Here is a 12626-nt window from a genome sequence, read left to right on the forward strand (position 1 = left end):
ACTGCATCACAAATTGACGATGCTATAGAAGGTAAATGATGACTGTGCAAAATTAATCTAGGCAGATTGGTTAGCTTCAAGTTCCTATGTAAAACGACCACCTTAAAATAATCAAAGGTGGTCGATAGGTTAAATCGTGATGAAGGTAGAAATGAGTTCGATGCGTTTAAATGAGTGTAATCAATTTGTCTCGCCATGAAATGGTTTTTGAATCTTGGTTAAAGATAATGTCTGGTTGTTTCGAGTATTCACAATCGCTGCCTATCACAGAGACTAGCCAGGTTGTGCCTTTCGGAATGGCAGATTTTAATGCAGGGATAGCCGCTTGTTCAGAGAAAAGTAAATGGCTATTTGGCGGCGTTTGTTGAAAAAAACCAGAACTATTGCTGCTGGCAATGGATTCAATAAAGTGGTCATATTCTTGATATTGGCAGTAGGCAAGATTGTCTGTTGTTTTAGGGTTTATCACCTGACTGGCCGGTATAGCCCATCCTCCTTCTACTGCATCTAATTCTCGGTTACTGGTGATCTTATGTACACGAATTTGAAAGTCGGCTTCTCCAAGTAACCAGGTATCAATTGTCACGTCATGCCACGGTAGCCAGCGGCTATAAATATAATCATTAGTGATTGATAATTTCTGGCAATCTCGTCGACCTCGAAAATATTCGTCTTTTTCTGATAAATAGAGCATGGAATCAATAGGGGTGTGTCTCAGGCCGAATCGACCACGATCAAGACAGAAACCATATTTATTGGAATAAGCAAATTTGGTGTATTTACTCTCTGTATTGACGTAGTTATTAAGCTCTAATTGCCCAGAAGTTAAAAACCAATTGTGATTATGTTGGGGTTGTTGAAAGACAATTTTTCCTGCTTCGGGAATGACTGTAGGCTTATCGATGAAAGGCAGGGTTTCTTCGTCACATTGCCAAAATGGGTGTTGATCATCGAAGGCCAGAAATAAGAAAGTTTTCAATGACCAGTAAGGTGAACCTGGGCCGTTATAATCTTCGGCCATAATAAGATTGGAGTAGGAGTAGCCGATAGTCATAATACCTTGGTTATTAAGAAACTCTTGATTGAACCACCAACGTAGATTGCGCAATATGATCCCTTTCATCACTCCTAGTGTTTGCGCGGTGCTGCCGACATAAATCATCGCACTCCAGTAAGCAACATGGGCAAAGCGGTAAGTTAAGCTACGGCCAAATGGAACACTATCTCCTAGAGGGGAAAATAGTGTTATGTAGTCGTGTGAAAATTTTTCAGCGCGTTGCAGTAATACTTTACAGCGTTCAGGATCACGTTCAGCCATGAATTTCACATACAATAAACTATAAAAATGAAAGCCCATCGAAATGTAATAGTCTTTAGGTCGGCCAGGGCCATCACTATACCAACCGTTTCCTAAGTACATTTTTTCAATTTCAGCAAAATGTCGTTCAATACAGGCTTGATCGTACTCTAGCCCCATTCTCATAAAGCCGATTTGGATTAAAATTGGGAAGAATCGCCAATTACTATCTGCAACTTCACAATCGGCGGTTTGAGCTAACCAATTGACTAAGTTGTCTAAAGATTGCTGATCAAACATGGATTTTATTTGGTCTGGGGCAAGACAGAACCCGAAACCATAGACTGCAGCTTCTACCGCTCTTTGATCTATCACGCCGATATCTCCCCAATACTCGGAGTTATCAGGGTTTGTTCCCTGCTTTACTGCTTGAATAAGGGCAGAGAGGTCTATGTTGTTGTTTGAACCTGCAAGACTTGGAAATATTCCCCAGAATAAACGGCTTAAACCTTCCATTTGAGCGACGGGTTCAGGACAAAGCGCTGATGTACTACCTAATTTTAAGCCGCTTGAATCTGGCGTGGAAAATTGAGCTGCAGGCAAGAGCAGGCTATTAAGAACCAAGCTAAGGTTTGATTTGGTTGGCTCATCTAGTAGCGCTTGTATCTGTTGTGAAGAGAGAGGTTGTGCGTAAGTCATAGCTTTTTACCGAGTTATAGTTATTTTACCGAGTTACGTTCGATGAGTTCAACGGATAGGTTTGAGCGTACAGAACAGACTGTTCCATGATTAATTTTATGGATTAACATGGCTAACCCTTGTTTCGCTAAATCGATGTAGTTAATTTGAATCGTGGTGAGATTGGGGGTGATAATTTTAGACACTTCAAGATCATCAAAACCTATAACGGAAATATCTTCTGGGACTCGTACGCCATGACTTTTCAATGATTGTATTAATGAGATTGCCATCATGTCACAGATGCAAAAAACAGAGTCACAATCATCGAAATAACCATTTTCAATGAGAGTCGGCAGTAGCTTGCCTGCACCAAAATCCGCTCCAGCATTATTGTTCATTATTTTATGATGGAGCTCAGGAGAAATGGTTTTTGATACTTCTAATAAATCAATAATTTGATGAGTTAAATCTAATTCATTACCAGCCTCATGATAAGCACGCATGAAACCTTGCTGTCTTTGATAGATCGATTGCCTTAAGTTCGCCGTAAGTAACTTAGGTTTAGTGAGCGATCGGTTTAAAAAGTACTGGCCGGCTAAGTAACCACCTTGTTCATAATCTGGAGAGATACTCGAAAATTGCATGAGGCTATCGACGCCATTAATGATTTGCACAGGAAGGTTATGCTTTCTTAAGTACTCTAAGGTCAGAGGATTTTCTAGACCAATGAGCAAGATACCATCGAAAGAGGATAGGTATTGATGGTATTTATCAAAGTTAGCTATTTGACTCGTGAGTAAAAGCTCGAATTCAATGGATAGGCGATTAGCTTCGAATTTTAATCCAGAAAGTATGGAGTTATAAAAGCTTGATGGTGTTTCCACATCATCGTTAGCAATAATGGCTATTTTACCTAGCTGAGAAAGTACAGCTAACCGTTTCTGTTTTTTATACCCTGTTTTTTCAATAGCTTGATTAATAATGCTTCTGGTTTCATCACTCACTAATTCTGAGTTATTTAGCACTCTAGACACTGTTGCGATAGAGGTTCCAGATTGTTTGGCTAGCTCTTGTAGTGTCACTTTTTTTCCCATGAATACATTCTCTAGTAAATGCAGATGTGCTTACTTTATAAACACAAGTCATAATATTTCAATTAAATTTATGACCAATTAGTTAATCTGATAAAGGAATCACAAAATGAAATGTTTTTCATCGTAGCGTTTGTTTTTATACAAAAGTCATTAAATTAAAAGAAACTATTAAACAATAGGTTATGTGGTTAATCCTGACTTTTTTATTGTTTGTTGGTAATTATTCTTATTGTAAGTTTTTCATTGAGTGAAATTGGCAACTCGAATGAGACTTTCATCTCAGAATTAAAATGGGGTTTTAATAAAAATGTAGGTAAATGAAATGCAAAACAGAGTGGCGAAAGAATAAAGCTCTGTACTATTTAAGAGAGAATGATAATGGCTATCCAGTTTTCAATCGATTTCCAACAACATCCAACAATTGATCAGCAAGGTGTAGCAGAAGCTTTATCCAATGCTTGTGAAATAATCAAGCACAACCTATCTACTTTTACCCATTCAAGCCAAATGCATTCGAGCATTAATAACTTTTACCAAGCGTGTGAGAATGATCATTGGACCTCTGGTTTTTGGCCAGGAACCATTTGGCTCGCTTATGAAAATACTCAAGATGAAGTGTTTAAAGAATCGGGGTTGGTTCAAGTTGAAAGCTTCAATCAACGAATCCTCAATAAAGTTGAAATTGAGCACCATGACTTAGGCTTTTTATTCACACCAGCTTGTGTTTCCGCCTGGAAGCTGACAGGGAGCGATTTGGCGCGTGAGTCTGCTATTTTAGGAGCAGATGCCTTGATTGACCGTTATCAACCCAAAGGCGGATTTATTCAGGCTTGGGGAGCAATGGATGAAAGGGATAATTACCGTTTTATTATCGATTGTTTGATGAATGTGCCACTACTTCATTGGGCCGCTGAGGAAACTAAACAAGAGAAGTATCGCCAAATTGCCTCAACCCATACTAAAACCACGCTAGAGAATATCATTCGTGAAGATGGCTCGACCTATCATACATTCTTTATGGATCCAGTAACGGGTGGGCCAGTTCGAGGTTCTGCTTGCCAGGGGTATAGTGATGAATCCGCCTGGGCTAGGGGGCAAGCGTGGGGAATATATGGTTTTGCTTTAGCTTATAAAAATGAAAAAGATGAACGATATTTACAGGCGTTTGAGACGGTTACGCAGTATTTCTTTCAGCATTTACCTGAGGATCTTGTTCCATATTGGGATCTTTCTTTCACTTCAGGCACTGATGAACCACGAGATACCTCATCGGCATCGATTGCGGCTTGTGGCTTATTGGAAATGGCATCTCTTGTCGATAAAGAACAAGCTCAGTTATATCGTTCAATAGCACGAAAACTTATTTATAGCGTATATACCAATTATGCCGTTAAAGATATCAATCAATCGAATGGTTTGGTTCTGCACGGCACTTATTCTAAAAAAACACCATTTAATACGTGTACTGAAGAGGGCGTTGATGAATGTGTTTCATGGGGAGATTATTTCTACATGGAAGCATTAACTCGTCTAAATAAAGAATGGAACTCGTATTGGAATTAGTAAAATCCAATAAAAACACTAGATCAATAATAAGGGATGAGAATCATGTTTAAAAAAATATTACTAACAACAACATTATCTATTTTAACGGCAACATCGACATTTGCGAGTGCTGCAACCTTGCGTTTTGCTACCAATACCCCACCAGATGGCACTATCTCTGGTCAGTTAATTAAAGAGTTTGCGGACCGAGTTGGTAAAGAAACAGATAAACGTGTACGCGTTCGTGTTTTCTGGAGTGGTTCACTAGGTAGCCAGCAAGAGTATTTGCAACAGATCCAAACCGGCATTATTGATTTTGGCTTGGTGGGTAGTGCGACATTAGAAAATATCGAACCGGCTTATAGTGTTCTGAATATGCCATACCTATTTGAAACGGTAGAAGATTATCGGAAAGTCATGAACAGTGATTATGTTCAAAATAAATTGTATAGCTCTACTGAAGAAAGTGGTTTTGAATCATTTGGTTATATTAGTAATGGTTTTCGTAGCATCATTTCCACCAAGCCGGTGAACTCTTTGGATGAGATCGGTAAGTTGAAGATCCGTTCAATGGATAGCAAAACCTTTATTCAGTCTTTAAAAATTATTGGTGTAAACCCTATCCCTATGAACTTTGGTGATGTTTATCCTGCGATGCAACAAGGCATCGTTGATGGCGCAGATATGAATCTATCAGCATTTTGGGATTCTAATTATGGTGAAATTGCGACCTACGGTATTCGCACGGAACATGTACGCTTAACAGATTTAATTGTGATGAGTGAGCGCATGAAGAAAAAAGTTTCACCAGAAGACCTAGTAATCATTCGAAATATCATGAAAGACATCAGTGATAAGTCGATCGATCTAGTAAAAGAAGATCAGACTAAATCGGTCAAATTAGCGGAAGAAAAGTTTGATGTGAAAATTTTGGATGTTGATAAACATGAATTAAAGAAAAAATTTGCAGATTTCTATAAAACTTTTGAACAAAACCCAGATACTGCTGAAGCTTATAGCGAAATTATGGCCATCTTAAAATAATAGAGTTGGAATAAGAGGGGCTTTAGTGCTCCTCTTATGCTAAGAGAGAGTTCCCCATGTCTGTCATTATTGATTCTAAATCTAATAAAACATCCTCTGTTGAATCTACAGTTGTCCAACCTAGTGAACACGATGTTCCTAAATGGTTTTCAACAGCAAATCACGTTGTAAATGGCTTATTTAAAGTCACGAGTAGTTTATTAGTACTATTGCTGGTGCTAATGAGTGTAATGATTGTTTACCAAGTATTATCAAGGTATGTACTGGGGTCTCCTAGTTCTATTAGTGAGGAAATTCTTCGTTATTCATTGATCTGGTTGGGTATTTTAGGGGCGGGAGTGGCTTGTTTACACGGACGTCACTTAAACCTGCCTTTAATTAATGATTATTTATCAGCCTCTAATCAAAGAGCTTTAAGTGCATTTAATACCATAGTGACCATCATTTATGGCTTGATTATGTTGATAGGTGGCACGGTTGCAGTGAGCAAAAATGTTAACTTTGAAACTCCGATGCTAGGGATTTCTATTGGCCTGTTTCAGTCTGTCATTTGTATTGCTGGTTTTCTGATCGTAGTGAACTCGCTAATGCATTTCTTAAATGAGCAAGGCATTAATAAAAACACTCTAATTGCCGTTATCCAATCGACAGTTTTTATTGTCATCGTTTCTGCTTGTTGGATGTGGTTTCGTTCGACGTCGACTTATGAAGACTGGACATTTGATTATTTAGAGTTGTTTTCAACTATTGTATTATTCACGAGTTTTTTCTTTTTCTTGATTGTCGGAACTCCCATCGCTTTAGGTTTGGCTTTTTCTGGCATGATTACATTATCTTTGTTTATTGAAACTCCAGATTTAGTTGCTACGGTTGGTGAAAAGGTATTTGGTTCACTGGATAACTTTGGTTTTCTTGCTCTGCCATTTTTTATCCTTGCCGGTAATATTATGAATCAAGGGGGCATTGCTCATCGGTTAATTAACTTAGCAATGCTACTTGGTAAACGTATTCCAGGTACTTTGTGGCAAGCTAATATACTCGGTAATATTTTATTTGGTTCGATTTCTGGTTCAGCGCTTGCTGCATCAACAGCGATTGGTGGTATTGTTTCTCCAATGGCAAAAGAGCAAAAGTATGACCGAGGTATAACGGCAGCACTAAATGCGACGTCTTCTACCTCCGGCATGATGATCCCGCCAACAGGTATTTTTATCCTTTATTCTTTATTAATTGGTGGCAGTGCCTCGATTGCAGGCTTGTTTGTTGCCGGTTATATACCAGGGTTAATGCTTGCCGGTAGCGCAATGATCATGGCTTATGTCTATGCCAAACGCTTAAACTATAAAGGAGATAAAGAGCCTGTTGCGGTATCGGTATATTTGAAGACATTAGCAGATGCTTTACCTGCGTTGTCATTGGTTATCATTATTATGGTGGGTATTATTGGCGGTGTTTTCACTGCAGTTGAAGCTTCTGGTATTGCGGTACTATACAGCTTTATTTTAGCTCTCTTTTATAAGAGTTTAACCCTTAAAAAGTGCTTTGATATTCTATTTAACACATCAATGACGGCCGCGATTATTTTCTTCTTGATTGCCTGTTCAGGCTTGATGAGTTGGAGTATGACGTTTGCCAGTATTCCTGAAACCATTGCGGACTTTTTGATTGGCTTTAGTGATAACACTAATGTTGTGCTAGCAATGATGGTGGTGATTTTGATTATTGTAGGGGTGTTTATGGATATGACACCCGCTATATTGATTTTTACACCGATATTTTATCCAATTGCTTATTCAATGGGTATCGACCCTATTCATTTCGGTATCATTATTGTTTATACACTTTCAATTGGCCTTGTGACACCGCCTGTTGGCCCAGTATTGTTTGTTTCTTGTAGTATTAACGAAACCAGCATCTCTGAGGTGATAAAACCAATATTACCGATATTTGCGCTACAAATTATAGGTGCTTTCTTTATCGTCTTTATTCCTGAACTGAGTTTATATTTACCTAAGTTGTTTGGCATTATTAAATAATACCTAAGGTTAAATAAGTTGCCATAGTATAAGTGGCAACATACAAGCAGGCCTGATTTGGAACACTCTCCAAGTCAGGCTTGTTTTTTTATAAGGTGGGTGAAGTCTTTCACTTCCTATGGTGGTTTTCTGTTTTGAATAAGCGTGTTGTACGATGTGACTAAATCTAGTTGGGAATATGAGTGCTTATTGGTGATGTTCATTTTAATCAGATGGTGGGTATTGATACTGCTGAGTTTGTCGATAGCTGCTTAGAACGAAAGGCGGAGTGATCTCATTATCTTTGTATCGAGGGTAGTGAGCATGAATATGGCGGGGAAATGGATCTAGAATGACTTTACTATTGAAAAGATAAGAGTAACCCCCAAAGCTTATATTTAGCTATGGGGGTTAGTGAAACATTAAAATGGATTAAGGCTCTATTAAGGTTTTAGTAGTGCCTTCAATGCCAATGCTTCATCACGGCCAGGCATAGGTTTTGAGTCATCAATTTTGGCTGCTTGTTTAATCTTTTCAAGCAGTTCAGGTTTGATGCTGTTATCGTCAGTAAATTGTGTTTTACCGTCTTTGTAGAAAGCGTTATCTACTGAGGTATCAAAGCTAACTGAATCATCGTATTTGCTAGTTTGGTAGAAGCGTAGCGAGGTATTATCACTAAACGCACCTTGCTTAATCTCATCCGAGTATGGGCTTAAACGAAATAGGTAATTAAAGCGCTTGTTATCAATCGATACGTTGTTTTCTACCGTTAACGAACCAGGGTTGAAGTTATCTGTAAAGCCATCCATGTTATTGGCAAAAGCTAGGCTATTTTTGATTACGTGGGCAACAGGAAGCCCTTCGCCACCTAGCTTAAAGCCATTACCAATAGTGCCACCTTCATTTGGATAATCGAGGGTTTGACCATTTTTAAAGGCAATAGAATCTAAAATAGTGACAACACCATTCGGGCCATCTTCTACTTTGTTGAAGAGATCCCAGCCGTCATCGGCATTGTGGTGAGAGATACAGCGGATAAAGGTGTTACCATCACCAACACGCATTTTAGCGGCAAAACCATCGGCATTGATGCGTGATTTATCCATGTTGTTGTAGCTTTCACTATCAATTACGGTGTTATAGCTTGCCCATAACGCACGACCAATCCCTTCTGGAGAGGTAATTTGGAAGCCGGTGTCTGGCGCGCCATGCGTCTCCATTTTTTCAAAAGTATTGTGGCTGCCGTAAACCGTGAATTGGCCTTCGGTTATTTCAATGTTTTTATAATGCCAGTAATGCGCTTCGTGGTTGACTGCACCTTTAAAGCGTACGTTTTCGCCAAGTGCGACTAACGACTTTTCTTTACCGTCAACACCGCTCGCCTCAGCTGGAATGGTTGTGGCAGGGTAATCACCATCTTCTAGGTAGATAGTGCCGCCTGGAGCCAGTAGTTGCAATGCTGTTTCTAGGTTAACCGGCTTGCCTTCACTACCATCACCCGCAGCCGTCGCTTTAGGGCTCACGTAGATCTTCATTGGGTTATCAATGATAGATTTAGTCACAGTGAGTTTGTGAACTTGAGGCTTGAGATCTGGGCCTTCAGTAGCCGTAAAAGTGATTTCAAAGTTCGCTGAAGCTTTATCGATATCCGCTTCGTAGCTAAACAGTTCGCCAGCTTTAATTTCTTTGCCTGATACTAATTCCTTGCCATCTTGCGTGACGGCAAAAGTACCGGCGTAGTTGGCGCGAGCTTGAATGTAGTAATCAGAATCGGCGGTGTGCTCAGATGATGCATTTTCAAACACCAGTGGGTTTTGTGGCGCTTGATATTTTTCTGCATCTTTAGTGTTCGCTTCCGATAGTTTTAAATCCACATCGGATACTGATATTTTGGCATTACGTGAGGCAAAAAAACCGACATATTGGGTGTCTGGATCTTGTATTTCAACTAGGTTAGCCGGTGCGCCTTCAAGCGGAACGGTTTTAGTTGTCTTGCCATCATTAAAGCTCACTTCAAAAGTATCGTCGGTACGAGTGACTGACATTTTATAAGCGATAGATTCACCAAACTTTACGCCTTTAAGGTATTCATCTCGTGACATTTTATTGCCACCGGTTCCCCATGGGTGGTAAATCCCTTCACGATAGTTACCATTGATATTGGTTAGCCCGTTTGCTTCGCCTTTTTTATTGGCACGAAATACGTTCATAACCATGTTAGAAGCCGCTGGAAATTCTTCCATACCTTGTGGTTGAGGGTCCATTCTTGGTTTACCGACGACATCTCTTACCATGATGCCCGCACCTTCTTGACGGTTTGGTGTGGCGTCAGTTTCAGGGCCAAGTTGATCGAGCGTTACCGTAGCTGAAATAGTAAAATTCACATCAGTCGGGAGTGCGGTGTAGTAGTAAGTCACCCCTTCGTGAGAGTTGGCAAGTTTGCCGCCACGACTTTCAATCGTGAAGTGTTTTTCAAGCGCGCCAGAAGTGATTTTTTTACCATCTACCGTGACTTGGTTGGTGCCGACTTTATCCGGCAAAATAGTGGATCCGAAGTTCAGATCGGTTGATTGGCCAAAAGTAACCGCATGCCATTCTAGGGAATTCACATCAGGTAGAGCAGCAGAAGCAAAAGGGCTTAAGGTTAAGGCAATTAATGCAGTGAGGGTTTTCTGTTTCATTGTTATATCCTTATAGCAAAAAGAGTTTCCATTTGTAGGAAACTCTTTTAGGGGGGGGGAGGTTATTAGAAGTTATATTTCAAGCCAGCACGGTAGCGAGGAACATATTCATCTTTACCGTCAGCAGCAAGGTCGGTATTTTGAGAAACCATGCCAAATTCAATGAATGGTCTCCAACCACTTTCAAAGCCTTTGTATTCAGCCGTTAAGTTAACAAGGTTTAAGTAATTATTATCACCGTCGTAACCCGAGCTATCTGATTGCTCAAACTTATATTCGAAATCGATGCCTAATCCGAAGTCACCAATGTTGTAGCCACTGGTTAAGTTCAGCTGGTTGTAGTGGCTGTTATCAGTACTTGGCGCAGATACGTTTTTGTAACCATAGCGGTAACGTAACGCGACATTCCAATCATCCGTTAGTTTTTGTGTGCCTTTTAAGTCCAGTTTGTGTGTAACGGCACTATCGTTTGAATCAAGAGCGTAGGCTGGTTGTAAAGTGAAAGAGTCGGTAGCTTTGTAGGTATAGCTAACTTTTGCTTCATGACCGACGCTTTCGATTTCGCCAAAGTTGACATCGTCGCCCGCGTAGCCCCATTTCATTTCACCACTTATCCCGATACCGTTTTCAAAAGTGTGCGCTAAAGTCATGCGATCACGGTGTCGAGAGGCCATATCACCTTCTTCAGGGATAAATTCATGTCGTAAGTTGATGCTGGCAGCAGAAGCACCTATGGAAGTAAGAGCGATGGCAACCATAGGTACGAGTAGTAATTTTTTCATAATCAAAGTCCTTTATATTGTTATTTTTTTTGTCTGTAATTACTATAATGAAACATCGTTCCCATTTAAAAGAAAGATCAGTTTGATTTGTGATCTTGCTAACTTTGTATGGGTGGATATGTGAACAAATTCACGTTAATTCGGCTTGGAAATGGATTTTAGATAAGGAGTGCTTGGAGGTAAAAAAATCCCAACTAACAGTGTGTTAGCTGGGATTTAATGCAATGTTAAATAGTTGTTATTAAGTCAGGGTTAGGCCTGTAATTCTTGCGGGATTTCGGCAATATAAACCGCAGGAACGCCTTCAAAATCACTGGTAAATAATACCCCAGTATCACCCGGTGTGAAGGATGGGTGAGGATGGGTAATTTGACGATCACCATCTAATACTTCCCATGATGTGCTGTGCTTAGCAAGACGCGCATAGCTCTTCTTCTGGGTGTTTAAAATGTATAAGAATGGGTCATTTTCAATGTCATAACCTTCACTGTCAGCAACATCGACAGGTGCATCACTTCCATCACCAACCATGAGAGAGCCGGTATGGTTACTCATTAAGTGAGAACATTGTGGCATGACCATGACTTCTTCATTTTCTAGTGTGTCAGGGTTCGCTTTGTAGATCACGCGCTCAGTTTGACCTTTGAAGTAAGACACATAAGCCATTGCGCTGCCATCTGGGATCCAGAATTCGTGAGTACAAGATTCGCCTTCTGCATGCTCTTTGATCTTACGAACGTTAGAACCATCTTCATTGACGAGCCACATACGAGCATCGACTAAATCGTGTGGGCCTTCGTGACAAAAACCAATAGTATTATCGTCAAATGGACGGTAAATAGGGTGGCCAAGCCATGCGTCATCTTGGTGGACGACATCAAGCGCACCGGTTTCGATGTCGACTTTAATTAAGCGACACGTTGGGTTGGTGTGGTAGAACTCTGCGAATTTCTCCCAAGAAGTAAGAGGTTTCCAGCAGCTTTTCTTGATTTCAATACCGACCAGTTTAGTACAGTCAGAATTTGCCACCCAAGTGCCGTAGCCTTTCCATTCTTCATCAACCGTATACACCACTTTTTCTTCTAATGTTTCAAGGTCAACTTTCATTAAGTTAAGCTCGTTTTTCACGTAGAAGAAAGACTTATCATCGGTAGAAATAAAGCCGCCAAAAGTATTGTCACCTTTACCTTCAGTTAACTGAGTCGCTTTTTGAGTTTTTAAATCAAGTAGGTAGTAGTTGCGGTTTGCTTCGCCGTTTACTACATCAAAATCGCCAGCGAAAAGCAGTTTGCTGCCATCAGTGGTAAAGCATTTTTGGTAGAAGTAGTTACGATGACAAATGACGTTAGTTGGCGTTAAACGTGTCACTTTATTATTGGTGTCGCTATCTACAAAAGTTTCAAATTGTAGATCGATAATTTGACCTTTAGCCATAATATTCTCCTAAAAGGACAGCCAGTAATCGCTACTGGCTGTTATTTATTTTG

8 protein-coding genes are annotated in these 12626 nt (G+C 40.0%); 3 read left to right on the top strand and 5 right to left on the bottom strand.

Going from position 1 to position 12626, the window contains the following annotated elements; all coding sequences use genetic code 11:
* Window positions 1-166: 166 nt before the first annotated feature.
* Together K358_RS0104830 and K358_RS0104835 are read right to left on the bottom strand one after the other, a co-directional pair.
* Window positions 167-1996: a DUF2264 domain-containing protein gene (locus K358_RS0104830; protein ID WP_051241189.1), complete on the bottom strand. Its 1830-nt coding sequence runs from the start codon at window positions 1994-1996 to the stop codon at window positions 167-169.
* 20 nt (window positions 1997-2016) lie between these two features.
* Entirely contained in the window at window positions 2017-3072 is a 1056-nt protein-coding gene (locus tag K358_RS0104835; RefSeq protein WP_027695757.1) for a LacI family DNA-binding transcriptional regulator, read from the bottom strand.
* A gap of 378 nt (window positions 3073-3450) precedes the next feature.
* Here K358_RS0104835 and K358_RS0104840 point away from each other — a divergent pair, with 378 nt between their 5' ends.
* Genes K358_RS0104840 through K358_RS0104850 form a run of 3 tightly spaced genes read left to right on the top strand, consistent with a single transcriptional unit; the run spans window position 3451 to window position 7697 of the window.
* A complete protein-coding gene (locus K358_RS0104840) occupies window positions 3451-4635 on the top strand; it encodes a glycoside hydrolase family 88 protein (RefSeq protein WP_051241190.1) in 1185 nt (394 codons plus the stop codon).
* A 45-nt stretch (window positions 4636-4680) separates the two neighbouring features.
* Window positions 4681-5661, top strand: a complete 981-nt coding sequence (gene dctP, locus K358_RS18090) for a TRAP transporter substrate-binding protein DctP (protein WP_051241191.1) — start codon at window positions 4681-4683, stop codon at window positions 5659-5661.
* Window positions 5662-5717: 56 nt separating this feature from the next.
* Window positions 5718-7697, top strand: a complete 1980-nt coding sequence (locus tag K358_RS0104850; RefSeq protein ID WP_083962751.1) for a TRAP transporter large permease — start codon at window positions 5718-5720, stop codon at window positions 7695-7697.
* A 422-nt stretch (window positions 7698-8119) separates the two neighbouring features.
* Here K358_RS0104850 and K358_RS0104855 read toward each other — a convergent pair whose 3' ends face one another.
* The 3 genes from K358_RS0104855 to K358_RS0104865 all read right to left on the bottom strand — a co-directional run bounded on the left by K358_RS0104855 (window position 8120) and on the right by K358_RS0104865 (window position 12573).
* Complete coding sequence (locus K358_RS0104855) at window positions 8120-10357, bottom strand: right-handed parallel beta-helix repeat-containing protein (RefSeq protein WP_027695760.1); 2238 nt, start codon at window positions 10355-10357, stop codon at window positions 8120-8122.
* A 65-nt stretch (window positions 10358-10422) separates the two neighbouring features.
* A complete protein-coding gene (locus tag K358_RS0104860; RefSeq protein WP_027695761.1) occupies window positions 10423-11139 on the bottom strand; it encodes an oligogalacturonate-specific porin KdgM family protein in 717 nt (238 codons plus the stop codon).
* A gap of 252 nt (window positions 11140-11391) precedes the next feature.
* Complete coding sequence (locus tag K358_RS0104865; protein WP_027695762.1) at window positions 11392-12573, bottom strand: oligogalacturonate lyase family protein; 1182 nt, start codon at window positions 12571-12573, stop codon at window positions 11392-11394.
* Window positions 12574-12626 lie beyond the last annotated feature (53 nt).

Source organism: Vibrio litoralis DSM 17657 (assembly GCF_000426765.1).
Classification (GTDB): domain Bacteria; phylum Pseudomonadota; class Gammaproteobacteria; order Enterobacterales; family Vibrionaceae; genus Vibrio; species Vibrio litoralis.

Coding starts and splice junctions, on each gene's coding strand:
- K358_RS0104830 (WP_051241189.1), bottom strand. CDS start 1,996: ATGACTTACGCACAACCTCTCTCTTCACAACAGATACAAGCGCTACTA.
- K358_RS0104835 (WP_027695757.1), bottom strand. CDS start 3,072: ATGGGAAAAAAAGTGACACTACAAGAGCTAGCCAAACAATCTGGAACC.
- K358_RS0104840 (WP_051241190.1), top strand. CDS start 3,451: ATGGCTATCCAGTTTTCAATCGATTTCCAACAACATCCAACAATTGAT.
- dctP (WP_051241191.1), top strand. CDS start 4,681: ATGTTTAAAAAAATATTACTAACAACAACATTATCTATTTTAACGGCA.
- K358_RS0104850 (WP_083962751.1), top strand. CDS start 5,718: ATGTCTGTCATTATTGATTCTAAATCTAATAAAACATCCTCTGTTGAA.
- K358_RS0104855 (WP_027695760.1), bottom strand. CDS start 10,357: ATGAAACAGAAAACCCTCACTGCATTAATTGCCTTAACCTTAAGCCCT.
- K358_RS0104860 (WP_027695761.1), bottom strand. CDS start 11,139: ATGAAAAAATTACTACTCGTACCTATGGTTGCCATCGCTCTTACTTCC.
- K358_RS0104865 (WP_027695762.1), bottom strand. CDS start 12,573: ATGGCTAAAGGTCAAATTATCGATCTACAATTTGAAACTTTTGTAGAT.